This is a genomic window from Sediminibacillus albus, from assembly GCF_900101125.1.
In the GTDB taxonomy this organism is placed as follows: domain Bacteria; phylum Bacillota; class Bacilli; order Bacillales; family Amphibacillaceae; genus Sediminibacillus; species Sediminibacillus albus.
This window is the reverse complement of sequence record NZ_FNFL01000001.1, coordinates 173,734-199,187: the sequence shown is the minus strand read 5'-3', so window position 1 is coordinate 199,187 and position 25,454 is coordinate 173,734. Positions and strand designations below refer to the sequence as shown.

Genomic DNA, 25,454 nt, shown 5'->3' with positions numbered 1-25,454 from the left:
AAGTAACCTTTATTTTTTGGTTGTCGACCTTCTTGTTAACATAATTATGTTATTGCAAACAATCCCCGAAAAATAATCTCAGATTCAAGATTATTTTAACATATCATATTTATTAATAATAATCATTACCCTTTCAGCAGGATTGGCAAAAGATTTATTTAGACTGTATCCTTTTTAGCAGCCACTTTAAAAAGAATGGCAATAGCATAACGATCGTTAGCAACCTTATCATTTGCAGCGAACTGACAATCGATGGGTCACCGTTTACTGATTGAGCAGTAAGCGCCATTTCGATTAAGCCTCCAGGGGCCAGGCTCAATACAGCAGTAGCTAAATTCAAGTTGGTAAACATGCTGAATATATAACCGAATAAAAAGGAAATAGCTATTAATACAATAGCCAGTAACAAATAATAAATGCAATACTTACCTGCTTTCCATAGATCTTTCATTTCTATTGAATTGCCCAGATAGACACCAATGGTAAGCTGTGCAAATAGATAAATAGCTACAGGAAGCTCCCATAATGGTATCCCGTTTATTTTCAGGACTGCTATTACCAGCATCGGTATAAGCACTAAAGCGGCAGGAACTTTATTCTGGAGCAGCAGCGCCAATAGAAAAACCGCTATATAAATCAGGAGAGTCCATAACGATCCTGACGCCATTTGCTGCCCTGAAGATTCTTGGACAGTATTTACATTCTCGTAAAACAAGTGCGTAGCTGAGAAAGGAATAAGGAAAAGGACTGCTATTAATCGAATGGTTTGGAATATCGTAACAAGGACAGTATTTCCATTAAAAGAATCACTTAATGCCAGAACGGCAGACAATCCGCCAGGAATACTGCCGAGAAGACTTGTTGTGACATCGATAGGTATCCACTTCGTCACTAGATAAGCGTTAAATAAACTAATCGCAATTAACAGTAAAGTCAGACCCGTATAAAGAAGGATATAAGGTGTCACTGCTGTTAGTGTTGATGAAGTAAAGGTACTGCCGATTTGAATGCCAAGAATGGCGAAGCTGACTTTACGTAAACGTAAGGAAGCCCTTGTCGACGTCTTCGGCAAGGTTTTGTAAATCAACAATAGTGATAAAGGGCCAAGAATCCAAGCCAGCGGTAAATGAAGCCATAAAAAAAGCAACCCGCCCAGCAAACCTACTAAATACGTGAAGAGTAAATGACCAACATGAAACAAGATACCAGCCTCTTTTCATTCCAAAAACAAGAATCTATTCAGCATTAACCTATCTTTTATGTTTGTCGCCAGGTTGCCAAAACCATCCAATTAGGGCGAAGCCTGCCATAACAGCCCAAAAGGTAGTCTTCCAAAGAGGAGATTCAGGAAAATGCTGGGGAAGGATAGCAAGGCTTGGATGGGCCAGCGTATGGATTGCAAGCTTAACAGCAACCCAGCCTACAATTAAATAGGCTGCTGTTTCCAAGGCTGGTTTCTTCTTAAGCAGCCTGACTATATAAGACGCAGCAATCCTTATCAGAATCAACCCAATCATTCCACCAGCTATAATAATTGCAAACTGAGCGCCGTCCATATCTCCGATCAAAGGCGCAGGAGTCTCCGGCAGAGTAGTTGCCAAAGCTACAGCAGCTAAAATAGAGTCAACAGCAAATGCGATATCCGCTAATTCAACTTTAATCACGGTTACCCAAAATCCAGACTGTTTATTAGCTTTGAGGACTTGTCCTTCTTTCGGCTCCTTCTTAAAGTAAATCTTCAATAGATTGTTAATTGAAATAAACAGTAAATATATTGCTCCTAAAGCTTGTACTTGCCAAATATCGATAAGAAACGAGATAAAGAATAATGAACCAAACCGGAAGATAAAAGCTCCTCCCAATCCATACAGCAGCGCTTTCCGCTGTTTTTCCTGGGGCAGATGTTTAACAATCAACGCCATTACTAAGGCGTTATCAGCAGCCAACAGCCCTTCCAGCCCGATCAAGGCAAGCAGGGTCCATCCATATTCCAGTAATATACTTGTGCTCAATACAATAACCTTCCTCCTATGTAGTTAACAAAAGAAGCTGTCCCGGAATATTTATTATCCTTTCCGAGACAGCAATGACTTAATCGAATAAATACGACAGATATCCATAACCCTCTTCTTCCATCTTTTCTTTCGGAACAAACTTCATGGCTGCTGAATTCATGCAATAACGAAGTCCGCCCTTGTCTTGAGGCCCATCCTCAAATACATGGCCAAGATGGGAATCTGCCTGGCTGCTGCGGATTTCTCTCCGGATCATTCCATGAGATGTATCAGTATTCTCCTTCACCTGATGTTTATCAATTGGCTTGGTAAAGCTTGGCCAACCACAACCAGCGTCATACTTATCCTTGGAAGAAAACAACGGTTCACCAGAAACGATATCCACATAGATACCTTCGTCTTCATGATTATAATATTCATTGTTAAATGGCGTTTCTGTACCATTTTCCTGGGTAACATGGTATTGCAAAGGAGACAGTCTGCTTTTTAATTCCTCAGGATTTTTTGGCAGCTTCCAATGTTGCTCAATAAAATCTTGTCTGCCAGATCCCTTTTTATACAATTTATAGTGAAAAGACTGTTTTTTATAATAATCCTGATGTTTTTCTTCAGCTTTATAAAAAGGAGCTGCCGGAAGTATTTTGGTTACTATCGGCTGATTAAATTTACCGCTTTGTTGTAGTTTTTGCTTTGATTGTTCGGCTAGGTCTTTCTGCTGTTCGTTGTGGTAAAAAATTGCTGTTTGGTAGGATTCTCCCCTGTCGTTAAATTGGCCGCCAGGATCTGTAGGATCAATTTGCTGCCAAAACACTTCTAATAGCCTTTCATATGGGAAAATGTCAGGGTTGAAGGTGATTTGCACAGCTTCTACATGGCCAGTTGTATCAGAACATACTTCTTCATAAGTTGGGTTCTCTGTTCTGCCGCCAGTATAACCGGAGATAACACTCTCTATCCCCGGCCGCTGATCAAAAGGCTCCACCATGCACCAAAAACAGCCTCCGGCAAACGTTGCTTTCTCTAACTGATTTCCAGCCATCATTTATTCCTCCTTTTAGACATTCGAAAAACTGCAGAAGAATTCTTCCTCTTCTACACAAAAAAGTCTGCATCCTCCTTATTTTTTCTCTTTTATGAAAAAAAATCAAGCAGTCTGCATAGGAGGACTAGATATATAGCTTTGGTAATGACTGCCCCGCACCGTTTTTTTTCGACTTTTTTTCTATCTCTGTTTTTTCAGCGATTTTTTCAGCTGCCTCTATCTTATAAAGGTTTTCTTGCTGGACTGCAACCGAGTGCTTCTCTGTTTCTTTTTGTTCACCTGCCCCAATGTCATCCAAGTCATCATCTGTATCTTGATTGACAGTGTCAGCTGCACCCTCTTCCTCCTCTTCATCTGCATTGAAAGCCTTCAGCATATTAATCATCATTGGAATATTTTTTATCATTGGCCCATACTGCTGTACAATCGGCATTGCAGACTGAGCCATTTTTATCGCCTGCTGTACATTACCAAGGGTGCTGGTTAATTTGGAGCCAGCGGCAGGAAGTTGCGAAGCGCCCCCGCCTGCTGGTTGGATAAATCGTTGCAGCAGACCTTGCACACCTCCCCTTCCAGCTGTTCCGCCGGGAGTCTGGTAAGGAAAGTTGGTTTGATAAGGAACAGGCTGCCTAGCTGCCTGGGAAAACGGGAATGGACCATAACCTGAAGACTGTTGATTTGGATAAAACATAAGAATCCCCTCATTTCGGTAAGTTGATTGGTTTATTGTACGTATATTCATAAAGATAGGTGTAGGCATTAAAAGATAGATCTTCTGCATGGAGATAGGACCTCGAGCATATAAAAAAAGAGCATCCAATAGATGCTCTTGAAGCGGTGAATTATTTCACCATAAAATAATGAATATTTCCCGGGCAAGCGCAGAAAGCGACGCTGCTCGCATTCGAATTGTCGTTAATTGACGTTATATAAAGAAAGCAGTTGATAAGTGCATCGTGTAGATTCGTTTTTCCATGTCAATTCGACAATTTTACCATTGCCGATCTGGTCTGAATCATGATGTCTCTTTATTTCGATAACCTGATTAAGCGGAAATAATTTATATCCTTCAAATTCGATTTCAAACATATTTTCTTTATTTTCTAATCGCTTTTCTTTCCCGTGAGTCAGCAATTTCCACTCTATTGACATAGGCATTGGCATATAATACTCTCCTCCATCGTAACTGTTCCCTTTATCCTAAGACACATAGGAAGGATTGGCAAGATTTATTATATATAAAAGGTTTTATCCGCTTGTTTAGTGATTTTGTAATCACCTGCCAGAAAATCATGCAAACGAAAAGGAAAATTCACGTTATGTTTCCCTAAAATTTGTGTGTTTTTTTCAAATATGCACTGGTACTTTTTTATACTAGCCGGCTCCCGGTACTGCGCATACGTATCCAAAATGGACGTTATTGCCTGAATGGCAGTAGTTACTTCCAATATTTCCATCATAGATAAATCCTCAATGAAAGGCGGATCCATCAGTTCGAATGCTTTCAATTCAGCTATGTACTGTCCGGAAAAATATTCAGGAAATACCCTGTTGTATAAGTCTTCCACAAGATTCCGTACGTACTGATGCTGTTCGGGAGTGGATGCGGTTATTACTTTCATGCTATTCCTCCTGTAAGGCTGAAAAGTTAAACCTGCCACCTATATCTGTACATTTCATTGCAGCGGCAGATTAGTCAAGTTTAGCAGTTACTTAACACTATACCATGTTCTACTTTTCACCGATAAGGAGTAATTATTGGCAACTGAATAATCAGGAAAAAGTAAAGGCTACATTCGATCCGGTTTGTGAAGGTGTTATTTGCAGCTTGGCGGGAATCTCTTCCTTAAGCTGGGGAACGTGGGAGATAATGCCGAGAACCCTGTTGCTTTGCTGCAGCCCTTTTAAACATTCTATTGCCTGTTCCAGGGATAATTCATCCAGCGTTCCAAAGCCTTCATCAATAAATAACGTTTCCAACTGAACCCCGCCAGCATGTGCCTGGACAACATCCGCCATGCCAAGGGCTAAGCTTAATGACGCCTTAAATCCTTCTCCGCCTGACAAGGTTTTGACAGAACGCTGCTGGCCAGTATGGTGGTCCAATACTTCCAAATCCAGGCCACTTTGTGCTCCCCGTTTCGCTACCTGGTCACTACGGATTAATTGATACCGATGTTCGGTCATTTGCCCAAATCTCAAATTTGCCTGTAATAAAATTTCATCAAGGAAAGAAGATAACACATATCGTTCAAATGAAAGTCTTAAATGGTTTTCTCCTCGCGCTAAATCGGCAAGTTCCCCGATATCATAATACTGTTTTGCTTTATTATGATGTTCCTCGAGCAATCCGTGCATAGTATCGCTAATTTGTCCGAGGGCATGATGGGAAAATTTCAATTGTTGAAGTGTCTGATTTACTTGCTCGAGAGCTTTTTCCTTTGCGCTTAACGTTTCCTGTAACTTTTCAATATTCGGCTTATCACTATTCTCTAAATGTTTAGCTGTCTCCTGTAATCTTTCCTTAACTAGCTGCTTTCTTTGGTTAAATGTATCAATTTCTGTTTGCAACTGTGATCGCTCCGCTTCTGTCAAGCGGGCAGACTGATAAGCTGCTATAGAAGAGAAACCATTCGATGCTATCATACTCTCGAATTTGTCTAAATCCTTACTGTATTTTTGTTCCGTCTCTTTCGTAAAGGTGTCCTGCTGTTGTAAAATGGTTTGGAACTGTTGCAGCTGTTCTTTTGACTCTTGGTAATCTTGTTTCATTTTCTCCCAAGTTTCCAGCCAGTCTGTCAATGATCGTTCCTGGGCAGTTATCTCCTTTTGTAAATCGGCAGGATCCTTATCAGGCTGTCCGATTTCCTGTTTGGTATGTTCCATTTGCATGTTGATTTTCAGCCATGCTTCTGTTACTTTTTCTTTTGATTGTTTCTTGTTTTCCATCTCTGTTTGTTTGCTGCGGATGTTTGTTAATACTCGTTCGCGTAAGGCGCTTGCTTCCTCAATGCTTTTCAACTGTTTTTCTACCGCTTCCTTCTGCTCTCTTTTAGATTCCACTTCTTCTCTTGAACGTTTTAGATGGTCATGGATAGCTTGTTCATTAAATTCGCCTAGACTTGTTTCGAAGTCCTGGTAAAGCTGGTCGATCAATGAGCGTTGTGCCTGGCCTTCGGATTTCACTTGAATATACCGGTTTTGCCACTCATTAAAGCTCTTCTTTTCAGCTTCGAGCTTTTCATGCAACTCCTCAAGTTGATGATCAGAAATTTCTGTGGTCGTACCAGCTGCTTTTACCGGATGTTCCGTTGAACCGCAAACTGGACATGCTTTCCCGGCTTGCAGCTCTTGGGCGAGCAAGATAGCGTGATTGCTTTTTTGCCCATCCTCCAGATTTTTAATCGACTTTTGCAATGTTTCGATCGTTTTTTGCTTTTCGCCATATTGTTTTTGCACGTTTTGAAAATTGTTTCGCATATTCTTCAGTTTATCGTTTTGCTTGATTATCTCTTCCAATTTCTTCGGTTTTTCCAGAGCCTCTTTCCAATCCCGTTCTGCCTTGTAGTACTCTTTTGTCATCTGATTTTGGGCTTGAAGTTTTTTTTCCAACTGTTCCCGCTTGCTGATTAGGGTGTCCAGTTGTTTATCGACATCAACGATTTCTCTCTCTATTGCTAGTTTTTCCTGCTCGACCTTTTGCTTCTCCTGGTTAAGCTGCTTATATTGTTTTAATTTTTCTAATTGCTTTTTATTTGTTTCAATGGTTTCTTTTAATTTTTCGCGTTCATTTTCCCGGTTTAGTTCTTTTTCATAGCCCGCTCTTGCTGCTTCAAAGCGCTGCTCAACCCCCTCTTTTTTTTCTTTTTGCTCTTTTAGGCGTGCTGCTTGCTCGTCCCACTCCCGCTTCCTGTTAAGAGCCTGTTCTTCAAATGGAATGACTTTAGCAGCCTTTTCAGCAAGAAGTTGTTTTTCCTGCTTGCTTTCGATGACAGGCTGCATTTCTGTCAATTCTTTCTCTGTGCCTTTTAATTCATCGTATTCCTTGTACTTTTCCTCCAACTGTTTGCCATGATAGTATGCTGCCTGCACTTGGTTCAATTCCGTCTTTTCCCGTTTCAGGGCTTCTTCCGTTTCGGCCAGCTCCTGCTTCACTATATCAATTTCCTTTGACAGCTTATTGGCAATATCCTCGATAGAATCTGTTTCTTCTGGTTCCAAGGTCCTCCATGTTATTTTATCGGCCTCTTGTTCCAGTCTCGTTTCAATCTGTTGAATCGATTGATGCAATTCCCTCGATTGTTTCTTCAATTCGTCTGTTATCTTTTCATAGAAATACGTGTGAAAAATTTTCTGGAGAATTTCTTCTCTTTCCTTGCTGTTTTCTGAAATCAATTTGCGGAATTCCCCTTGGGGAATCATTATCATTTTGCGAAATTGTTCGTAATCCAGGCCAAGTTTTTCTTCTAACGTTTCATTTACGTCCTTGATTTTCGAGGAAAGCAAAACCTTCTGTCCGTCTTGAATCTCATATAATTCAGCCCTTGCTGGATCCTCCGTAAGCCCTTCGCCACGCGCTTTCCGCTTCAATTGCTTTGGATACCTTGTTACATGATAGGTTTTTCCCCTCAAGGAAAAACAAAAGCTGATTTCTGTGGAGAAGTCTATTTCGGCAAAGTGGCTTCTAAGCGAATCATGATCCCGGTCACTTCCGCTGGCTCTTCCGTACAATGCGTAGCAAATGGCATCAAAAATAGTTGTTTTTCCCGCGCCTGTAGGACCAGTAATCAAAAATATCGTTTCTTCACCGATTTCTCTGAAATCTACCGTTTGTTTTTCTTTGTAAGGACCAAAAGCTGTCATTGATAATGAAATGGCACGCATATTACTTCCCTCTCTCCTCTTCCATTAATAGCTGTACTACTTGATTCATTTGCTGTTTTCTTTCCTCGGGGATTTCTTCGCCCTTCATTTCCATATAGAAAGCTTCAAAAAGCTCTGTGTGGGACATTCGTTGCTTCTCGCGGATTCTGCTTAGATCGTTTAACTGCACTTGGGACGCAAGTGCCTTACGTTCCAGCCGTAGAATATTCGGGTACCGTTTTCTTAATTTCCCCATTGGATCCACTAATTGGCCATCATCAAGTAACTGAACATGTAAATAATCATCCGGAGAAATATCGATTGATCCGCTGATTAACGCTTCAAAATATGCTTCTACAACCTTCATATCCCTCTTCGGCACTAATGGACGATAAGACAGTTCGCAAAATCCTTGCTGGTCCAATTCCAGTATAGTCGTTGACTTTTTTTGCTTCGCTTCTGAAAAAGAGTATTTTAATATCGATCCGCTGTAACGGATATTTTCTTTTAATACACGTTGCGGCTGATGCAAATGCCCAAGTGCTACATAAGAAAAGTTGTAAAATAAGTGGGCATCTACATAAGGGCTCCCGCCAATCATGGATAAGCGTTCCTCTGACTCTGATTCCATTCCGCCAGCAAGGAAGGCATGTCCCACGAAAACATGGCGTTCATTCATATCATTGGTCGACTCTATATGCCGCACTACCGCTTCCATTGCTGATTGGTGAGAGTGAATCTCGTCATCGTTGAAAAATGCTCTGGCATCTGCCGGTTCGATGTATGGAATCAAATGAAAATGGACAGGGCCGTAATCATCATATAAAGTTACTGGTGATAAATCTCCTTTAAATTTGGTTTCCAAATATAACCCTTGCGAGCGAAACAGTCTGCTTCCGAAGTCTAGTCTGTCTGGACTGTCATGATTGCCTGAGATCGCCAATACTGGGATATGTAACTCAGAAATGATTGTGGTTAACATGTTGTTTAGTAGTTCGACTGCTTCCTTCGGCGGTACTGAACGGTCATAAAGATCCCCGGCAATAATAATTGCGTCAGGCTTTTCTTCTTTGATTATCTCCAGCAACTGATCGAGAATAAAGGCTTGATCTTCCGTCATATGAACACTATTAACTATTTTCCCTAAATGCCAATCTGCGGTATGTAATATTTTCACGGTATTCCCTCCTATATGTTATTTTAGCACGTTTTCCAATCGTGTTTTAATTAAATGCAGCTGCCATTTTCTTTCTAATCTTATTTATGCTTCTCCATTTTAAACCAAACATAGGTTCTATTTCCATTGATTGTAGAACACCTGTTTGGTTATAATAAATGGAAAGGAGTGTTACAACATGAATGAGCGCGGAACAATCAAATGGACATCTTTAATGCTGCCAGAGCATGTGGAAATGCTTCGCAGCTTATGGGCAGAGGATGAGAAACAGTCAAAACCAATTATAGATGACCAGGAGCTGGAGGTAATAAGCCTGGTAGTTTCTGAAGCTTGGGAGCAGGGTAAACCCGTGAAGTTGATAGTCTTCCGCCAAAGCAGCAAACTCGTGATTACCGGAAAGATTACTGCTATCAAACCAGAGAAACAACTGTTAACTATTCGGCAAAATGGAGAAAACTATTCGATTGGCTTTTCGGAGATCAGCCGGGCAGAAATAACTCACTGAAAAGTTCAATTGGATACCTGCCAATATTACCAACAGCTAATGAATTCATGAAAATACAAGAAGAGCCCGATCAAGGGCTCTTCTTTGAAACGATCAACTTTCATTATTTAAATAATCCTCCCACAAACGGTCAAATACTTGAGAGGCTTCAGTAAACGGGATGTTCCATTCTAAGTAACGGCTGACTTCATCATAAGAAGTTGCTTGTTTAGGGAAGTCATGGTCATTAAACATCCAATCAGCAAGGCGCCGTTCATTACTTCTAGGGCCGGCTCCCCGATATCTCATCATATAATGATAAAAAGAACGCAATGTCCTTCCACCTCCCCTATTCGTTGTTATTCATAAAGTCCTCATGCTTTTTTTGTTTTCTTCTGTAAGTAAAACTAGACAAGAAAATACTGATTTCATACAGGAGAATTAAAGGAACGGCTACCACAATTTGTAGGACAAAATCAGGCGGCGAGATCATGGTGCCGATAATAACCAGAATCAAATAAGCATATTTCCTGGTTTTCCTCATAAAGCTTGGCGTCAAAATACCTAAACTGGTCAAAAACATCGTAATAATCGGTATTTCGAACAAGATAGCAAAAGGAAGCGTTATCCGGAGCAAAAATCGAAAATATTTATCTACCGTAAAAATTTGATTGAACATCCCATCGTTCAACGACAATAAAAATGGGAGGATTAAATCAACGAAAACATAATAGCCAAAGGCCATTCCGCCTATAAACAGTAAAAATGTCGCTGGTATATAGGAGAGCGAAACCTTGCGCTCTTTTGGAGTCAATCCCGGGCGGACAAAAAGCCAAGCCTGTAGGCAAAAAAAGGGAATGGTACCTATAATAGCGACTACAGAAGCCATAGTAAAGTAAATCCATATGATTTCCCCCGGGCTAATCACATGTAAGGAAAACTCCAAATCTTTCACAAAAAAGCTATATATATCCTTAACAAAAACAAACCCTATAATAAAGAAAGCAATAAATATAACAGCCGTCCAGATAATACGATTCCTCAACTCTGTTAAATGTTCAGTCATATTCATATCTTTATGGACGCCTTTATCATAATCGGACAATGCTGCTCCCCCCTTCAATTCCTTAAAGGCTGATTGAAAAAATGCTCGATCCCAAGCTGGAAGAAAAGAAGATGTAAGGATAATTATCCCTACACCTTCTTTAGAAAAAACTCAGCTTACCACAGGATTCCGCAGTACACCGATACTTTTCTTTGACCGGCCTAAAACTTACATGGATGTGTCGCTATTTTATTTTTTATCCTCTGTTTTGCTGGCATCTTCGTCCGCCACAATATCTCTAGTGGCTTTTTTAAATTCCTTCAAAGAGCTGCCGACCGCTTTACCGATTTCCGGAAGTTTGGCAGGACCAAAAACAACCAAGGCAATAACCAAAATCAAGATTAAGCCGGGAAAGCCGATATTGCTAAACATAACGCATCACTCCGCTAACTTTATTTGTTTTCCTTATCTGAGTCTGCATGCTTTTGTTCATCGAAAGAATCTTCCGTAAGTTCTTTGGTTGAATTCTTGAATTCTTTTAACGTTTGACCCGTTGCTTTGCCAATTTCAGGCAATTTTTTCGGACCAAAAACGACTAGAGCAATAATTAAAATCAGTATTAGCCCTGGGATGCCAATAGATGTTAACATCTTATCAATCACCTGCCTACTATTAAGTAACCTAATTGATGGTTGAAAAATCAATAACTTACAAAACAAAAACACCTACGGTTTATATTTCTCGTCCATCTTACCACTTTTTTTGCTGCATGTCCTAATAAAATAAAAGTTTTCTATTATAATACCAGGCATTTCCTACCTGTAAGCCGGATTAGACAAGTTACTTCCTGCCTGATTTCCGGTCATACTGGATAAAATAATAGTCATAAGGATTTTTTTCATTCTTCTCGCCTTTTTCCTTTCTTGTCAACGACCATTCACTTTCATCGAACATAGGAAAATAGGTATCCCCCGGAAATTCCTCATCGATAAGCGTCATATACATACGATCGGAAAAAGGAAGGATTTGTTCAAAAATATCTCCCCCGCCAATGACAAAATACTCTTCCTCCGGATTTGCCTTACTCCAATCGACGATTGTATCAATCGAATGGATAACCTCACAGCCCTCCGGATGGTATTCTTCATCCCGGGTAAGTATTACATTTTTCCGGTTAGGAAGAGGTCCATTCATGGACTCAAAGGTTTTTCTCCCCATGATGACACAATGGGAAGTTGTTAGACGCTTGAAGAATTTTAAATCATTTGGAAGCCTCCAAGGCAAGTCATTCTTATAGCCAATAACTCTGGCGTGATCCATGGCATAAAGCAGAGATATCATCATTTTCCTCCTTTTGATCAGCAGCTAAACGGCTACTGGAGCCTTGATTGGCGGATGAGATTGATAATCTTTGATGTGTAAGTCTTTCATTTCTATCTCAAAAAGCGAGCAGGCATGTTGGTCAATTACTAGCTCTGGCAGTTGATACGGGGTGCGTTCCAGCTGAGTCCTTACCTGTTCTAAATGATTGGAATAAATATGGGCATCTCCCAAGGTGTGAATGAACTCCCCTGCTTCCAAGCCACACTCGTAGGCGATCAAATGGGTTAATAACGCATAGCTGGCAATATTGAAAGGAATGCCTAAGAAGATATCGCCACTCCGTTGATAAAGCTGACACGACAGTTTTCCTTCAGCAACGTAAAACTGAAACATCGTATGGCAAGGAGGCAAAGCCATATTACCTGGCACATCCTCCGGATTCCAGGCTGTTACAATATGCCTGCGTGAGTCCGGATTGGTTTTAATTGCTTCTATTACTTGCTTCAATTGATCCAGTGTTTCTCCTTTAGACGTTTTCCAGGCTCTCCATTGCTGACCGTACACAGAACCAAGGTCTCCGTATTTTTCAGAGAAGGAGTCATCGGTTAAAATTTTTTGTTTAAAGTTGTCCATTTCCTTCTCGTAAGCTACTTTAAAAGCAGGGTCATTTTGGCTTCTATGACCAAAGTCAGACATATCCGGCCCTTGATATTCGTCACTCTCGATCCAGTTCTTAAACGCCCACTCGTTCCAAATGTTATTGTTATTTTCCAATAAGTAACGGATATTCGTATCTCCCTTTATAAACCATAACAATTCACTGGCAATTAAACGAAATGGCACACGTTTGGTTGTTAATAAAGGAAATCCTTTGCTTAAGTCAAATCGCATTTGATGGCCGAATAGCGAATATGTGCCTGTATTTGTTCTGTCCTCTTTTTTCGTACCTGTTTCTAACACCATTCTGCACAAATCTAAGTATGTTTTTTCTCCGTCACTCATCTTTAACTTTCCTTCCTTCAAATTAGTAATAGTAGGCTTCGAATTGGTGAATGTCCAAATCCTGAAGCTTTAAGAAAAATCGATAGGTTTCCGGTGCCTTGGCGAACATTTTGTTTGCAGCATCGGAGCCATAGTAATAATAAGAAAACATTTCAGCAAAATATTCAGAAGCATAAGTAATAAAGTAATCCTGTCCAGGAAACACAGCCTCAGCCTCGCGATTCCAAATTCGCTTAATACGTCTGGCATATTTTTGTTCGCTCATTAACAATCGGTAAACAGTATGTCCAATTTCATGAAGCTCCAGATTAAAAGAACCATGGCCGCTGCCAGGATTGCTTGCACCTATTTTAGCAGAAATCAGCCAGCTGCCTCCCGATCCCGGGACATCCTGCCAGGAAATATCCTGCTCCCAGCCTCTTGGCTTCTGCCATTTTAAATAATACAGCAATGGCTCGTCAGTGAGATTCCCTTCAAATAGACGTACCTTTACTTGTTGGGAAGCCAACAGTTCCAGTACCGGGCGATCTATTTGATTAATCCGCTCGACCATTGCCACAATAGCATCTGGATTGCTTGGGTTTTGGGGAATCACAATTAATTGATCCAATACATCATAATTTTCCAGGTTTTGCAATCGACTGACTTTATCTCCACCCTGTGCCTTCTGTAACATCATCCCGTGAAAAGGGCGTGTGATATCGACAAATGGAATAAATAAGAACAATAGGATAATAGCGATCGGTTTTACTGATTTAAGCAATTTGCCCATAACATGCATGAAAATAACAAAGAATAATATCTCTCATTTACTGCCGCTTAATCTTTTGCACTATGTAAAAATGTAAAAGTGGTATATTTATTTTAACATATTACAGTTATATTTCGTTTAACAAATAAAATCATATTCCCGTCCATTCTACATATATCTTGTTAAGAGTACAAATTGGAAAGGGGTTATAGGCATGCTTACTGATGCAACCGTTCAACATGTCGTCAAGCATTCGTTGTCTTATGGTTTTGTGCTGAGCCAGCCATTTGCTTTTTATGTGGATGCATACCCTTCAATACAAAATAATATCATTAAAGAATCGGATGTCCTATATTACGGACAACATAATGAATCAGTGAAAGTATTGCAGCATAAACTCAAAACATTGTCATATTTTGACCATCCGATCGATGGAGACTTCGGTGTACTTACGGAATATGCCCTAAAAAAATTTCAAAAAGAAAAAGACTTATCGATAACGGGTATGGCTGACCGCAGGACAGTCAATAAGTTGATCATCGAAGAAAGAGAGAAGAATCTGGCTCCATTGCGGGAGCTTTCCTCTCCTCTCCGCCCCGGCGATACCGGAAAAGAAATTGAAACAATTCAGACAGCTCTCTATTATTTTGGATATTACAAGGCGGAAATCGATGGAATATTTGGACCGCTTACCGCGCAAGCTTTAAAATCTTTTCAGCAGGACAATGGTTATGAAGTGCAAGATCATGTGAGCGAGAAGGTTATCGATGCTATCTATACCGCAGAACCAGAAGCTTCTATAGACAGTGACGCTTCTGCTCCTGCAGAGGAAAAGACCGCAGCTGCTAAAGCCCCGAACCCAAAAGAAAAGTCTGCCCCCGCTGCCAAGGAACCGAAAACGGTAAAAGCAAAGTCAGCTATTGATGTAGCTCAAGTGATGAAAACGGCCAAACAACTGGTTGGCACTCCCTATGTATGGGGTGGGGATTCCCCCCAAGGGTTCGATTGCAGCGGCTTGATCCAATACATTTACAAAGAACTTGGTATTCAGCTGCCAAGAACGGTAAACGAACTCTGGAATATTACCAAACCAGTTGACAGTCCGTCAGTAGGTGACTTTGTATTTTTTCAAACATACCGCTCTGGCCCTTCTCATATGGGAATTTATGTAGGAGATGGCCAATTCCTCCATGCAGGAGAATCACGAGGAGTCGAAATCAGCCGAATGGATAATTCTTACTGGCAGCCTAGATACCTCGGAGCCAAACGCTTGAATACACAGTAACCATTTTTCATAATCTATAAATATGAATGAAATGAAGCGGGGGGGTGGTTTGTATCACACCCGCTCTTTCTTGTTCCAGCTTCTTCTTTCAAAGATTAGCTGCAAGAAAGAAATCCCCTTATTCTCTTCATTTGTGTTATAGTTAAGATAGACCAATGAAAGGAAGTGTACAATTGAAACATCTAACAAATCAATTTTCCCACGGCGACGTCGTTCATATAGCAAAAACAGGAGAACCCGTAACCATATCCAAATGGCAATACATTAAACACATGAAAAAATACTCCTATATTGTCGCTGAGTATCCAGGGACTTTCTATTTTGAGGAAGAACTACAAAAAGCGTAACAGCGAATCCCCGCACTTGCCCCTGTTGGAAGCATCAATATAGGCAAAGGTTCATCACTGTTCATGTCATTCCTCCTATCGTTAAAACCAATTAGTTTGGAAGCAACACGTAGATATCATATCCTTTACTGTTCATCCCACTCTTTAAAAAACTGCGCTAAGTAGGTTTTCATAAACTGGTGCCTTATTCCTGCTTCCTTTTTGGCAGCGGCAGTAATCATCAAATCTTTGAGAAGCAGCAATTTATCATAAAAGTGCTGGATCGATGTATTTGCAGTATTTTCACTATGAATTAATTGACCGTTAGCCCCCCCATAAGCAAACGTCCTGGCAATGCCAACCGCTCCTAGCGCATCAAGTCGATCAGCGTCCTGGACAATTTGCCCTTCCAAGGTTGATGGTTTTTTATGTCCCTTGCTAAAGGAGACATCAGCAACAGCCCTTTCAATGGTGGAGATTTGTTCATCGTCCAGCCCAATCTGCTGTAAAAAAACCTTCATTCCTTCCTTTGCAGAAAATGGGTCATTAAATAATTTTTTATCTCCGATATCATGGAGCCAGCCAGCAGCCTCCGCAACAAAGGTATCGGCATTTTCTTCCCGGGCAAACCCCCTCGCCATCAAAGCAACCCGTTTCATATGGTAGTAATCGTGGCCGGTTCCTTCATTCTGAAATAGCTGCATAACGTAATCTTCTATTTTAGATAAGCTTGTTTTTTTATCCATGCCTTTGCCGCCTTTGCGTATAAAATTCAGAAATGAAACAAATCAAGCTGCCGTGGATGTAAATGTTCATACTTAATATCCAGCAAATGAATCAGCTGTTTCGCATTTCCGGCTGCATCTCCGCCTGAATTGTTGTTAAACAAAATGGTGATGTCCTTTGTCTGTTTGTACAGTTCTTGAATATACCCTTTCCATTCCTGTAACTCTTCTGCGTTATATTTATAAAGAAACCGGACTTCCCTCCAGTTATCCCGCCCATTACGGTTCCAGCCATGTACATTTCTGCCATGAAACCGGATAAGGGTCTTGTCGGGATGGGTCGGATGAAGAACTGTCGGTATGGAACCGACCCCTGCTTGCGGTTCGTCACAAATCGAATGGATCCAGCCTTCTTGCTCCATAAATGACAAGGTGCTTTCCCGAAATTTCTCCTCAAACCATGTTTGATTTCTAAATTCGAGAGCTAGTGGTAAATCTGCGAGCAGTTCCCTTGTCTTTCTTAGCCTGGCAATGTTCTGCTGACTCACTCCAAACCAGGGCGGAAATTGAAACAATACGGCATTAAGCTTTCCAGCTTCGATAACCGGCTGAATCGATTCGTAAAATGCTTTAAACATATCTTTTGCTTCCTGGGTAGTTAAAGAATGGCGATCATGTCCAGTCATCCCTTGAAAGGCTTTTATGACGAAGGAAAAGCCTTCGGGTGTACGCTTTACCCATTTTTCATAATTGCGTTGAGGTTGGATGGCATAAAAAGCTGTATCCACTTCCACTACTGGAAAGTGAGAGCTATAGACACTAAGCTTATCCTTAGCCTGAGTCTTATCTGGATAAAGAATGTCATGGTCTCCCCATCCGGTAACTCCGATATTGATCGGCATTGGCTACTCCTCCCAACTGAAAGGTAATATACTAATAGTAGTATAATTTCCATAAAAAAACTACCATTCGCCGATGATGTTAAACCTCGTGCACATCAAAAAAACTGTTGATAAATTGTGCCTTGACAAACCGATGTTTTCATGAGTAAATTCTTGACTAGCTCTTGAAAATACGCTATATTTGGGGCAAGCAATGAAGATGGGAGCAAAAACATGAGAGAATCTGCAATTTCTCAGGAAACTATTACTCATCTTGCTTTCCTCATCTTTTTTGTGAAATTTCCACGTATGACGTGAAGGTTTTTAGGAGGATTATTTACATGCAAAACGGAATAGTAAAATGGTTCAATGCTGAAAAAGGTTACGGGTTCATCCAATTAGAAGATGGCAATGATGTTTTTGTTCATTACTCTGCTATTCAGGAGGAAGGATTCAAAACATTAGAAGAAGGCCAGGAAGTGACGTTCGAAGTTGTCGAAGGAGAACGCGGACCACAAGCTGCTAATGTGACCAAAAACTAAATCTATATAAAGATAATTTAAACGGTGATCAAAATGATCACCGTTTTTTTGCTGTTCAAATACAAACATTCTTTCAGATATCGGCTAACAACCAATAGAAGAGAAATTCGTTCTATTCTCTCTCGTTGCATAACTGAATTTGTGGAAGTATAATATAAATTTGCCGGTAAAACCCGCGGTTCGCAATCTCCCGCGTTACCAAAACTAAGGAGGCTATTTTGATGGAAAATGAATTAATATGGATTATTTTTGCATTGGTTAACTTTGGTATGCTGCTGATTGTCTACCGGATTTTCGGCAAGCCTGGTTTATTTGTATGGATAGGGATGTCTACCGTTATCGCAAATATCCAAGTGGTCAAGACAGTAGAATTGTTTGGCCTGACTGCCACACTTGGCAATATTATTTATGGTACAGCATTTCTGGCAACAGATATTCTTAACGAAAAGTATGGGAAAGAGGAAGCGAAAAAAGCAGTCTGGATGGGTTTTTCCACTTTGATAGCAATGACTATAATGATGCAGATTGCCCTGAAGTTCCAACCTGGACCAGATGATTTTGCCCAGGACTCATTGGCAACCTTGTTCGGCTTGGTGCCCAATATAGCAATTGGAAGTCTAACTGCTTACATTATCAGCCAGTACTTTGATGTTTGGATCTATGCCAGATTAAAGAACCTGTTCCCAAGCTCTAAATATCTCTGGATAAGGAATAATGCCAGCACAATGATCAGTCAATTATTGGACAGCGCTGTTTTCTGCGGAATTGCCTTTTATGGGGAATACCCTTTAGACATTTGGCTGGAAATTTTCTTCACAACTTACATTATAAAGTTCCTTGTAGCTGCAATAGATACACCATTCCTGTATTGGGCAAAAGCAATGCACAAAGATTCCGCACAGACAGAAAAAACATCCTTGTGATAAAGTGGAAAGCAGGACCTCTTCTTTTCTGCTGCTAGCGTCATGCTTTATCTATTGAGATAAATAAATGGAATAATGAACTGTTTTGTTTTTGGTCTATCACTAAAAAGCAGCAAGGCCAGAAAGGAGTTTTGCTCATTGATTGAGGTTTACACCGATGGAGCTGCCAGTGGAGATCCTGGTTTAAGCGGTGCAGGGGTATATATTAAATCAGGAAAAGAAAGCTATAAATATTCCTATCCACTAGGCAATTTATCAAACCATGAAGCTGAATTTCATGCAGTTATAAAAGCACTGCAAGTTTGCAAAGAATTGTTTCCGCAAGAAATATTATCTTTTCGCTCCGACTCAAAACTTGTGGTTGAGGCGGTGGAAAAAGATTTTACTAAAAATAAGGACTACCTTCCCCTGCTAAATAAAATAAAGCAAGAGGCCAGTAGTTTTCCTTACTTCTTTATCAAGTGGATTCCAGAGAAACAAAACAAACATGCAGATGAATTAGCTAGAAAAGCTATCCGATCAAACTGATTACGGATAGCTTTTTTATGTAGTAAACACCGAAGTTTTCAGCTTATCTTCATTATTCGCGCAGTTTTCTGGTCCATTTCTTCCTTATTTACTTTTTCTCTATGGCAAATCCCTTTTCCTTCAATACTGCGTTTGCCATCTTTCTGTTCTTTACAGAATCCTTAGCCAGAAGTTCTAATACACTCAAAAAGAAACTTCCATCAAAATGGAGTTGAAATTGCAAGGTTACTTTCAATGCTTTGATTACCTTCCACTCTGGAGCAGCGGTCGAGTTTTTCCCTAAATAAACAAAGCGCACATCCTTATCGGACAGCCTGAATCCTTGTGCCCATAAATCTTCAATAAAGTAACCGAGCTGATTATCCTTCTCTATCCCAGTGGCCATACAAAATCACTCCTGGTTTTAAATCATATTGCAAAAAGTTTAACCGTAGTAAAAATCATCTGAACATCTCTTTTCCATTATACAGAACAAACGTTCCGTCGTCCATTATCACCCTTTGGTTTATTGGAGCCTCGCAAGCGCTTTTTCTTCTTCCGGAATCCTGATCTTCAGTAAAAGAAGGTGTAGCACCGGAAAGACAATAGCTGTTATATATGTATGAAATAATAATGGAATAACGATCAATTCTATCAGGACAATCAGGTAATTGGGGTGCTTGATGAATCGATAGGGTCCTTTGCTGACCAACTCCGCGCCCGGCAAAATAATTATCTTCGTATTCCAAAACTTTCCCAGAGAAGCAATGCACCACATCCGGAATAACTGTGACAGCAAAAAAACTGCCAACAGGAACTGGTTGACAGGAAGGTCATTTAATTGCCTGATGAAGGCTTCCCCCAGCAAAAACACAAAAAACAAGCTGTGAGTGATCACAAACCATTTATAATGATCTGAACCTTCCTCTATCCCTCCTTGCGCTTTCATCCATTTTTCATTTCTGCGTGCGATTGCTAGTTCAATCACTCGTTGGAATATTAGGAACAAAAACAGGATCCACATCCATAATGTCATTGTGACCACTCCAGTTCTATCAGTTCTGAACTAAACCCAGGCCCCAAAGCTGAGATAACACTTTTTTCCCCCGGCTGGATGTTTCGGGCCATCCATTCTTTTAGTATATATAAAACAGTGACAGAAGACATATTTCCGTGTTTTTTCAGGACTTCGTAAGAATGAAAAAGCTGCTCACTATCAATTGTTAAAACTCCTTCTATCGCTTGCAGCACTTTTTTTCCACCAGGATGTGCTACAAAAAAGGAATAATCCGCATTGTTGGTGTTTTGGGCGGAAAAGAAAGCATGGACATGGTCCCTCCAAAAAGTTTCTACCAATTGAGGAATGCTTTTAGCAAAAATCACCTCAAATCCATGGGGGGCGATTTCCCAACCCATAACATCGAGTGATGCTTTTTTGATTCGTGAATCAACCGCTGTCACTTTTGGTGCAGGTTTTTTTAAATAATGCTTATATTCGGACTGATCACCGATCATCAAGGCTGCTGAGATTCCATCTCCAAACAGTGCCGTACCGATAAAATTACTTTTACTGTCATCATCCTTTTGGAAGGTTAAGCTGCAAAGCTCTACACAAACAACTAACGATACTCCTTGCGGATTGGCTTCCAGCCATTCATGCGATCTTGCCAGCCCGCTGGCTCCGCCGGCGCAACCCAGCCCCCAAAGTGGCATTCTGGTAATATTTGAACGGAAGTCCCGTTCATTAATAATGTGGGCATCCAATGAAGGAGTTGATATCCCTGTACTTGAGACAAAGATTATAGAGTCAACTGCATGATAAGGAATGGATTGTTGAAGAAATTCGGAACTTGACAAGCATTCATCGATTGCCTGCAGGCTGTGTTGCAGTGCTTTTTCCTGGTAGATCTTATTCCGTTCGACAAAAGTATGCTCGACCGAAAACCAGTTTTTCGGAACAACAAATTGCCTGGTTGCTACATTAGCATTTTCAAATACAGGAAGCAACCGGTTTAATTCCCTTTCTGGACGCGGGAAAATATTCTCGATTAATCCCTTTATTTCTGTTTGAGGAATTTCGTATTCCGGAAGACTGACTCCCAAAGAACCTATATAAGACATATATCCACCTTCTCTTTTTATATCATAATAATTAGCAGAAAAAATAGTTGTATACTTCCTTCTTCCCTACTTGCTAAGCTAAAAAACAAAGCTGTTTCCATTAGATATATAGGATTTCCTAACCTGAGCAAAAAAACCAAGCATGGTCTAATAAGCGGGCTCTCCGCTATAATCAACGCAGGAATTTCAAGGATAAGCTATTAGAAGCCATAAATTGTCATTCCTCCATCGACAAACAACGTCTGCCCTGTTATGTAATTGCTGGCATCGGAAGCAAGAAACACAGCTGTCCCTGCTAGCTCTTCCAGCTTTCCGATCCGCTTCAGAGGAGTTCTAGCTAAGATATCAGCCACATAATCTTCGTCTTTCAACAGTTCTTCTGTTAATGCAGTTGGAAAATACCAAGGACCAATTGCATTGACATTAATCCCATACTTTCCCCATTCCATCGCCAGGTTTTTGGTCATCTGGATGAGGGCGCTTTTCGTCATGGCATACACTACTCCTGTCCTCAGAGCAACATGACCGCCGACAGAGGATATATTGATAATTTTCCCCTGATTGTGTTTCTTCATCCGTTTAGCAGCAGCTTGGGCCAGGAAAAAAGAACTCTTCATGTTTACCCCGATAATTTGATCCATTTCCTCCTCAGTAACTTCCAATGCTTCACTTCTTATATTAATGCCTGCGTTATTGACCCAGACATCTATCTTCCGCTGTCCAATCTGCTTGTCCAATTGACTAATAATAGCCGTATAGTCCTTCACATCTTCACAAATGATATAAGCCTTTCTGCCACTGACTTCTATTTCCTCTTTGAGCGCTTCCAGTGAATGTCTAGTCCGGGAAATCAGCACTACGTCTGCTCCAGATTCAGCATAGGCTAAAGCGATCGCTTTTCCAATCCCCTTCGTTGCTCCAGTGATTACGGCTAACTTATCCTCTAATTTAAAACTTGGTAAATACATTGCTTCACTCCTGTTCGTATGGGAAAATTTATATTATTTTGATAATTAAAACATTTCTCCAAATTGTTTACTTTTTGTCGATTCAGTACTAAACTACTATTTGATGATTATACATAATATTCTAACAGGGGGTTATCGAATGAAAAAGTTTTTACTATCATTAGGGCTTATTTCCGCATTAGTTATCGCTGGCTGCTCTCAATCCGAAACAGATGAAGAAACCAATGGCGACGACAATAGCGAAGAACAAAGCACGGATGAACAAAGCAAGAAGGAAGAGGAATCATCAGATAACGCAGAAGTAAAGAAAGAATTGCTTAGCGCTCAAATGGACTTCACGAGCAAAATCAGCCCTTATCAGCAAAAAATTAATGCCTATCAGGCAAGCTTAGCAGATGAAGAAGCAACTGATGAAGATATTCAGAAGGCTGCTGATGAAGCTTTGACCGCTGCTGGGGAAGCGCAATCTGAATTGGATGGCTACAAGATAGAAGCAAATGTGCCAGAAGATATTAAGGAACGTTATGAGCAGGCAATTGCTATTCTTGCCGAGTATTATAGTGAAGCAGAGGCCGCAATAGAAGAATCAGCTTTAGAGCCTGACTTTACTGCTGCCCAGGAAAAATGGGACAACTTCCAAAGCTCAATCACAGATATTTATGAAGGCGAAGACATGTTTGCTCCAAATATGGCCGATGCTTTAAGCTAACATGAGTGAGCAGCTTTTATTCTAGCAGACACCATGCCTGGGCTATCATAGGGTAAACATCGAGCACATGCTGAAAACGGCATGTGCTCTTCTTCTTACATTCGATAGATTTTTGAATATTTCTCTTTTAAATGATTTACTAAATATTCAGGATTCAACCCTTCGTTTGTTACCTCTTTCAATATTTCCAATGGTCTTTTCAATTTACCGTGTTGGTGGATATTTTCAGTTAACCAATGTTTTATTTTTCCAAAATCACCGCTTCTGACCGCCTCATCAACGTCCATCTCTTTATTCAACGATTGATGGAATTGAGCAGCATACATATAACCTAATGCATAGGAGGGAAAATAGCCAAAATCACCTGCAGACCAGTGAATATCCTGCAAAACGCCTTCCCGGTCCGACTTCGGCCTTACTTTTAAATAAGCTTCCATTTTTTGATTCCATAGCTCCGGAAGGTCTTTTACTTCAATCTCTTCGTTTATTAAGGCCTTTTCCAATTCATATCTAATCATGATATGAAGCGAGTAAGTCATTTCGTCTGCTTCAATTCTTATGAGCGAAGGCTTTACTTCGTTAACTGCTTTATAAAAATCACTAAACGCAATCTCTTTAAATGGCTCGGGTGCCATCGATTGAAATAAAGGATAATGATTTATCCAGAAAGCTTCGCTTCTTGCTACGAAATTTTCCCAGAACAATGATTGAGATTCATGCATACCCATCGAAGTACCTGTAGCCAGTGGGGTTAGAGCCAATTCTTCATTGATATTTTGCTCGTACAAGGCATGTCCGCCTTCATGGATTGTCCCAAAGACTGCCATGCGGAAGTCTTCTTCATCATATCTTGTGGTTACCCTGACATCCTGGGGGTTTAAGGCGATAGCAAATGGGTGAATCGTTTCATCCAGTCGTCCTGCCTCGAAATCGTATCCCATTCGTTTTAAAATTTCTGTTGTGAATTTTTCCTGACCGGATTTAGGAAAATGCTTCTGTAATATCGCAGAATCAGGTTTTTGCTTTGCTTGGTTTACCTTTTCAACTAAATCTGTCAGTGACGTTCGCAGTTTTTGAAAAACGTCGTCCAATAACTCCGTAGTCACCCCGGGTTCATAGATCTGCAGCAAGGCGTCATACCGGTTCTTTTCATAGCCCCAATACTCAGCGAATTTTATATTGTAGTCTACAAGCTTTTCCAAATAAGGCTGTAAAAGTTTAAAGTCCCCTGCCTCCCTAGCCTTTTGCCAGACCGTTTCCGATTTGGATTGCAGCATCGTAAATTCTTTAAATTCCTGTTCAGGAATTTTTCTATTTCGATTATATTCTTCTTCACATTCCTCCAAAGACCGTTTAATGTTCTCATTACTCGGCCGGCTTTTAAGGGTATCAATATAGTGTTTCATTCTGTCAGAGGTAGATAGCTGGTAAGATTTTTGCGAAAGGAAACCGATCACTTCTGATCGCTGATCGGCACCCTTTGCAGGTATCTTTGTCCGCAAATCCCATTGGATTAACGCTAATGCTTCCTCGTAAGCTTGCCGTTCTTTTAGTAAGCCGCGAAACTCACGTTCTGCTTGTAAATTGTATTCTGCCATCTGCATCCCCCTATTTACCAAAGAATTGATAATAATCGGTTTTAATAAACCCATTAAACAGCTTTCGTTTTTTCGAAGCCTTCTTTCCATATACTTGTTCAAATTGTTCATTGGAGGTTAAGATGTAGACACTCCAGGATGGATAACGCTTCATCACCTCTCCAAAGTCTTTGTACATCTTTTCTACTTCTTTTTTATCACCGATTCTTTCACCATATGGCGGATTTCCCACTAGATAACCCTTTTCTTGATTGCTATGGAAATCCTTTGCCTGCATTTGCTTCCAAGTAACCAAATCTCCGAGACCAGCTTCCATCGCGTTGTCCTTAGCAATATTAATCATCCGGTGGTCAATATCCGAGCCAGTTATATTTAAAGGCTGATCATAGTTGGCAAGGTCTTCGGCTTCCTCGCGGGCGTTCTCCCATAAGCTTGAGCCAATCCATCTCCAATCCTCTGAAGAAAACTCTCTATTAAAGCCTGGGGCAATATTTTGGCCAATAAGAGCAGCTTCAATCGGAATGGTTCCTGAGCCGCAAAATGGGTCTGCGAATGGCCGGTCTGGCTTCCAATTGGTTAATTTGATTAACGCGGCTGCCAATGTTTCTTTTAAAGGCGCATCCCCCTGTCCGATTCGATAGCCCCGTTTATGCAATCCGCTGCCTGATGCATCGATAGACAAAGTAGCCCTGTCCTTATGGATAGCAATTTCGATTCGGAAAAACGTCCCGGTTTCTTCAAGCCACGAGGCAACACCGTATTTCTGTTTCAATCGTTCTGCAACGGACTTCTTGACGATTGCCTGGCAGTCAGAAACACTATACAAAGTTGATTTTACCGATTTTCCGATGACCGGAAATTCTCCGTCTTCCGGTATAAAATCTTCCCACGGAAGTGCTTTTGTATTTTCAAATAATTGATCAAACGTTTTTGCTTCAAATTCTCCAACAAGCACCTTAATTCTGTCGGCTGTCCTTAACCAAAGGTTGCACCTAGGAATCGCGGAAACACTTGCCTTGAATGTCACACGTCCATTCTCCACACTTACTTCCCTATATCCCAGGTCCTTCACTTCACTTGCCACCAGTGCTTCAAGTCCCATAGCGGCAGTTGCTATCAATGTTACTTGTTCCATATACATATATCCTTTCCTGACTATAGCTTTTT

At 40.6% G+C, this 25,454-nt stretch carries 30 protein-coding genes; 7 read left to right on the top strand and 23 right to left on the bottom strand.

Features of this window, described 5'->3' with window-relative positions:
- Window positions 1-154 precede the first annotated feature (154 nt).
- The 8 genes from BLR93_RS01110 to BLR93_RS01075 form a co-directional block, all read right to left on the bottom strand.
- Window positions 155-1,201 (bottom strand): AbrB family transcriptional regulator, encoded by a 1,047-nt coding sequence (locus BLR93_RS01110; protein WP_245690029.1) that lies wholly within the window; start codon window positions 1,199-1,201, stop codon window positions 155-157.
- A 49-nt stretch (window positions 1,202-1,250) separates the two neighbouring features.
- On the bottom strand, window positions 1,251-2,012 hold the full coding sequence (locus BLR93_RS01105; protein ID WP_093210432.1) for a TerC family protein: 762 nt from the start codon (window positions 2,010-2,012) through the stop codon (window positions 1,251-1,253).
- Window positions 2,013-2,091: 79 nt separating this feature from the next.
- Window positions 2,092-3,054, bottom strand: coding sequence for a peptide-methionine (R)-S-oxide reductase MsrB (gene msrB, locus BLR93_RS01100; protein ID WP_093210431.1), 963 nt, complete (start codon window positions 3,052-3,054; stop codon window positions 2,092-2,094).
- A 127-nt stretch (window positions 3,055-3,181) separates the two neighbouring features.
- Entirely contained in the window at window positions 3,182-3,748 is a 567-nt protein-coding gene (gene vrrA, locus BLR93_RS01095) for a VrrA/YqfQ family protein (protein WP_175559205.1), read from the bottom strand.
- 224 nt (window positions 3,749-3,972) lie between these two features.
- Window positions 3,973-4,221 carry a DUF2584 family protein gene (locus tag BLR93_RS01090; protein ID WP_093210429.1) on the bottom strand — a complete coding sequence of 83 codons (249 nt, stop codon included), beginning with the start codon at window positions 4,219-4,221 and terminating at the stop codon, window positions 3,973-3,975.
- A gap of 68 nt (window positions 4,222-4,289) precedes the next feature.
- The gene (locus BLR93_RS01085) at window positions 4,290-4,679 is read right to left on the bottom strand and encodes a DUF5365 family protein (RefSeq protein ID WP_093210428.1); all 390 of its coding nucleotides are present in this window, start codon (window positions 4,677-4,679) and stop codon (window positions 4,290-4,292) included.
- 151 nt (window positions 4,680-4,830) lie between these two features.
- Window positions 4,831-7,941, bottom strand: coding sequence for an AAA family ATPase (locus BLR93_RS01080; RefSeq protein WP_093210427.1), 3,111 nt, complete (start codon window positions 7,939-7,941; stop codon window positions 4,831-4,833).
- A gap of 1 nt (window position 7,942) precedes the next feature.
- A complete protein-coding gene (locus BLR93_RS01075; protein ID WP_093210426.1) occupies window positions 7,943-9,097 on the bottom strand; it encodes an exonuclease SbcCD subunit D in 1,155 nt (384 codons plus the stop codon).
- Between the two features lie 178 nt (window positions 9,098-9,275).
- On the opposite strand from BLR93_RS01075, the gene BLR93_RS01070 reads away from it, so the two are divergent.
- The gene (locus BLR93_RS01070) at window positions 9,276-9,602 is read left to right on the top strand and encodes a YolD-like family protein (protein ID WP_093210425.1); all 327 of its coding nucleotides are present in this window, start codon (window positions 9,276-9,278) and stop codon (window positions 9,600-9,602) included.
- A 93-nt stretch (window positions 9,603-9,695) separates the two neighbouring features.
- On the opposite strand, the gene BLR93_RS01065 is transcribed toward BLR93_RS01070, so the two are convergent.
- From BLR93_RS01065 to BLR93_RS01035, 7 genes are all read right to left on the bottom strand, one after another.
- A complete protein-coding gene (locus BLR93_RS01065; protein WP_093210424.1) occupies window positions 9,696-9,914 on the bottom strand; it encodes a YozE family protein in 219 nt (72 codons plus the stop codon).
- Between the two features lie 16 nt (window positions 9,915-9,930).
- Window positions 9,931-10,653, bottom strand: coding sequence for a twin-arginine translocase subunit TatC (gene tatC, locus BLR93_RS01060; protein WP_093212269.1), 723 nt, complete (start codon window positions 10,651-10,653; stop codon window positions 9,931-9,933).
- Window positions 10,654-10,875: 222 nt separating this feature from the next.
- A complete protein-coding gene (locus BLR93_RS01055; protein ID WP_093210423.1) occupies window positions 10,876-11,058 on the bottom strand; it encodes a twin-arginine translocase TatA/TatE family subunit in 183 nt (60 codons plus the stop codon).
- 20 nt (window positions 11,059-11,078) lie between these two features.
- Window positions 11,079-11,276, bottom strand: a complete 198-nt coding sequence (gene tatA, locus BLR93_RS01050; RefSeq protein WP_093210422.1) for a twin-arginine translocase TatA/TatE family subunit — start codon at window positions 11,274-11,276, stop codon at window positions 11,079-11,081.
- Window positions 11,277-11,466: 190 nt separating this feature from the next.
- Complete coding sequence (locus BLR93_RS01045; protein WP_093210421.1) at window positions 11,467-11,967, bottom strand: dihydrofolate reductase; 501 nt, start codon at window positions 11,965-11,967, stop codon at window positions 11,467-11,469.
- Between the two features lie 24 nt (window positions 11,968-11,991).
- A complete protein-coding gene (locus BLR93_RS01040) occupies window positions 11,992-12,951 on the bottom strand; it encodes a thymidylate synthase (protein ID WP_093210420.1) in 960 nt (319 codons plus the stop codon).
- Window positions 12,952-12,973: 22 nt separating this feature from the next.
- Window positions 12,974-13,714, bottom strand: a complete 741-nt coding sequence (locus BLR93_RS01035; RefSeq protein WP_175559204.1) for an anthrax toxin lethal factor-related metalloendopeptidase — start codon at window positions 13,712-13,714, stop codon at window positions 12,974-12,976.
- Window positions 13,715-13,916: 202 nt separating this feature from the next.
- Between BLR93_RS01035 and BLR93_RS01030 the strand changes: the two genes are divergently transcribed.
- Window positions 13,917-14,987, top strand: coding sequence for a C40 family peptidase (locus BLR93_RS01030; RefSeq protein WP_093210418.1), 1,071 nt, complete (start codon window positions 13,917-13,919; stop codon window positions 14,985-14,987).
- A gap of 173 nt (window positions 14,988-15,160) precedes the next feature.
- Window positions 15,161-15,334, top strand: a complete 174-nt coding sequence (locus BLR93_RS01025) for a hypothetical protein (protein ID WP_245690028.1) — start codon at window positions 15,161-15,163, stop codon at window positions 15,332-15,334.
- Window positions 15,335-15,459: 125 nt separating this feature from the next.
- Here the strand turns inward: BLR93_RS01025 and BLR93_RS01020 are convergent, their stop codons facing one another.
- Window positions 15,460-16,059 carry an HD domain-containing protein gene (locus tag BLR93_RS01020; protein ID WP_093210416.1) on the bottom strand — a complete coding sequence of 200 codons (600 nt, stop codon included), beginning with the start codon at window positions 16,057-16,059 and terminating at the stop codon, window positions 15,460-15,462.
- A 26-nt stretch (window positions 16,060-16,085) separates the two neighbouring features.
- Window positions 16,086-16,940, bottom strand: a complete 855-nt coding sequence (locus tag BLR93_RS01015; RefSeq protein WP_093210415.1) for a DUF72 domain-containing protein — start codon at window positions 16,938-16,940, stop codon at window positions 16,086-16,088.
- 320 nt (window positions 16,941-17,260) lie between these two features.
- Here BLR93_RS01015 and BLR93_RS01010 point away from each other — a divergent pair, with 320 nt between their 5' ends.
- From BLR93_RS01010 to BLR93_RS01000, 3 genes are all read left to right on the top strand, one after another.
- Window positions 17,261-17,461, top strand: a complete 201-nt coding sequence (locus tag BLR93_RS01010) for a cold-shock protein (RefSeq protein WP_093210414.1) — start codon at window positions 17,261-17,263, stop codon at window positions 17,459-17,461.
- Window positions 17,462-17,682: 221 nt separating this feature from the next.
- Window positions 17,683-18,384 carry a queuosine precursor transporter gene (locus tag BLR93_RS01005; protein WP_093210413.1) on the top strand — a complete coding sequence of 234 codons (702 nt, stop codon included), beginning with the start codon at window positions 17,683-17,685 and terminating at the stop codon, window positions 18,382-18,384.
- 138 nt (window positions 18,385-18,522) lie between these two features.
- Window positions 18,523-18,912 (top strand): reverse transcriptase-like protein, encoded by a 390-nt coding sequence (locus tag BLR93_RS01000; protein WP_093210412.1) that lies wholly within the window; start codon window positions 18,523-18,525, stop codon window positions 18,910-18,912.
- 88 nt (window positions 18,913-19,000) lie between these two features.
- Here BLR93_RS01000 and BLR93_RS00995 read toward each other — a convergent pair whose 3' ends face one another.
- The 4 genes from BLR93_RS00995 to BLR93_RS00980 form a co-directional block, all read right to left on the bottom strand.
- The gene (locus tag BLR93_RS00995) at window positions 19,001-19,297 is read right to left on the bottom strand and encodes a DUF6123 family protein (protein WP_245690027.1); all 297 of its coding nucleotides are present in this window, start codon (window positions 19,295-19,297) and stop codon (window positions 19,001-19,003) included.
- Window positions 19,298-19,417: 120 nt separating this feature from the next.
- Window positions 19,418-19,927, bottom strand: coding sequence for an isoprenylcysteine carboxyl methyltransferase family protein (locus BLR93_RS00990; protein WP_093210411.1), 510 nt, complete (start codon window positions 19,925-19,927; stop codon window positions 19,418-19,420).
- Complete coding sequence (locus tag BLR93_RS00985; protein WP_093210410.1) at window positions 19,924-21,012, bottom strand: type III polyketide synthase; 1,089 nt, start codon at window positions 21,010-21,012, stop codon at window positions 19,924-19,926. The genes BLR93_RS00990 and BLR93_RS00985 overlap by 4 nt, the downstream gene beginning before the upstream one ends.
- A gap of 200 nt (window positions 21,013-21,212) precedes the next feature.
- On the bottom strand, window positions 21,213-21,980 hold the full coding sequence (locus tag BLR93_RS00980) for an SDR family NAD(P)-dependent oxidoreductase (protein ID WP_093210409.1): 768 nt from the start codon (window positions 21,978-21,980) through the stop codon (window positions 21,213-21,215).
- A 139-nt stretch (window positions 21,981-22,119) separates the two neighbouring features.
- Here BLR93_RS00980 and BLR93_RS00975 point away from each other — a divergent pair, with 139 nt between their 5' ends.
- Entirely contained in the window at window positions 22,120-22,689 is a 570-nt protein-coding gene (locus BLR93_RS00975) for a gluzincin family metallopeptidase (RefSeq protein ID WP_093210408.1), read from the top strand.
- A 95-nt stretch (window positions 22,690-22,784) separates the two neighbouring features.
- On the opposite strand, the gene BLR93_RS00970 is transcribed toward BLR93_RS00975, so the two are convergent.
- Complete coding sequence (locus tag BLR93_RS00970) at window positions 22,785-24,287, bottom strand: carboxypeptidase M32 (protein ID WP_093210407.1); 1,503 nt, start codon at window positions 24,285-24,287, stop codon at window positions 22,785-22,787.
- Window positions 24,288-24,297: 10 nt separating this feature from the next.
- A complete protein-coding gene (locus BLR93_RS00965) occupies window positions 24,298-25,422 on the bottom strand; it encodes a THUMP domain-containing class I SAM-dependent RNA methyltransferase (RefSeq protein WP_093212265.1) in 1,125 nt (374 codons plus the stop codon).
- Between the last annotated feature and the right edge of the window lie 32 nt (window positions 25,423-25,454).

Excerpts from the sequence above, each read along its gene's own strand:
- BLR93_RS01080 (WP_093210427.1), bottom strand. The coding sequence starts at position 7,941 with ATGCGTGCCATTTCATTATCAATGACAGCTTTTGGTCCTTACAAAGAA.
- BLR93_RS00995 (WP_245690027.1), bottom strand. The coding sequence starts at position 19,297 with ATGGCCACTGGGATAGAGAAGGATAATCAGCTCGGTTACTTTATTGAA.
- BLR93_RS01085 (WP_093210428.1), bottom strand. The coding sequence starts at position 4,679 with ATGAAAGTAATAACCGCATCCACTCCCGAACAGCATCAGTACGTACGG.
- BLR93_RS01070 (WP_093210425.1), top strand. The coding sequence starts at position 9,276 with ATGAATGAGCGCGGAACAATCAAATGGACATCTTTAATGCTGCCAGAG.
- BLR93_RS01015 (WP_093210415.1), bottom strand. The coding sequence starts at position 16,940 with ATGCCGATCAATATCGGAGTTACCGGATGGGGAGACCATGACATTCTT.
- BLR93_RS01090 (WP_093210429.1), bottom strand. The coding sequence starts at position 4,221 with ATGCCAATGCCTATGTCAATAGAGTGGAAATTGCTGACTCACGGGAAA.
- BLR93_RS00985 (WP_093210410.1), bottom strand. The coding sequence starts at position 21,012 with ATGTCTTATATAGGTTCTTTGGGAGTCAGTCTTCCGGAATACGAAATT.
- BLR93_RS00980 (WP_093210409.1), bottom strand. The coding sequence starts at position 21,980 with ATGTATTTACCAAGTTTTAAATTAGAGGATAAGTTAGCCGTAATCACT.
- BLR93_RS01030 (WP_093210418.1), top strand. The coding sequence starts at position 13,917 with ATGCTTACTGATGCAACCGTTCAACATGTCGTCAAGCATTCGTTGTCT.
- tatA (WP_093210422.1), bottom strand. The coding sequence starts at position 11,276 with ATGTTAACATCTATTGGCATCCCAGGGCTAATACTGATTTTAATTATT.
- BLR93_RS01010 (WP_093210414.1), top strand. The coding sequence starts at position 17,261 with ATGCAAAACGGAATAGTAAAATGGTTCAATGCTGAAAAAGGTTACGGG.
- BLR93_RS00975 (WP_093210408.1), top strand. The coding sequence starts at position 22,120 with ATGAAAAAGTTTTTACTATCATTAGGGCTTATTTCCGCATTAGTTATC.
- tatC (WP_093212269.1), bottom strand. The coding sequence starts at position 10,653 with ATGAATATGACTGAACATTTAACAGAGTTGAGGAATCGTATTATCTGG.
- BLR93_RS01020 (WP_093210416.1), bottom strand. The coding sequence starts at position 16,059 with ATGGATAAAAAAACAAGCTTATCTAAAATAGAAGATTACGTTATGCAG.
- BLR93_RS01045 (WP_093210421.1), bottom strand. The coding sequence starts at position 11,967 with ATGATATCTCTGCTTTATGCCATGGATCACGCCAGAGTTATTGGCTAT.
- msrB (WP_093210431.1), bottom strand. The coding sequence starts at position 3,054 with ATGGCTGGAAATCAGTTAGAGAAAGCAACGTTTGCCGGAGGCTGTTTT.
- BLR93_RS00965 (WP_093212265.1), bottom strand. The coding sequence starts at position 25,422 with ATGGAACAAGTAACATTGATAGCAACTGCCGCTATGGGACTTGAAGCA.
- BLR93_RS01040 (WP_093210420.1), bottom strand. The coding sequence starts at position 12,951 with ATGAGTGACGGAGAAAAAACATACTTAGATTTGTGCAGAATGGTGTTA.
- BLR93_RS00990 (WP_093210411.1), bottom strand. The coding sequence starts at position 19,927 with ATGACATTATGGATGTGGATCCTGTTTTTGTTCCTAATATTCCAACGA.
- BLR93_RS00970 (WP_093210407.1), bottom strand. The coding sequence starts at position 24,287 with ATGGCAGAATACAATTTACAAGCAGAACGTGAGTTTCGCGGCTTACTA.
- BLR93_RS01005 (WP_093210413.1), top strand. The coding sequence starts at position 17,683 with ATGGAAAATGAATTAATATGGATTATTTTTGCATTGGTTAACTTTGGT.
- vrrA (WP_175559205.1), bottom strand. The coding sequence starts at position 3,748 with ATGTTTTATCCAAATCAACAGTCTTCAGGTTATGGTCCATTCCCGTTT.
- BLR93_RS01055 (WP_093210423.1), bottom strand. The coding sequence starts at position 11,058 with ATGTTTAGCAATATCGGCTTTCCCGGCTTAATCTTGATTTTGGTTATT.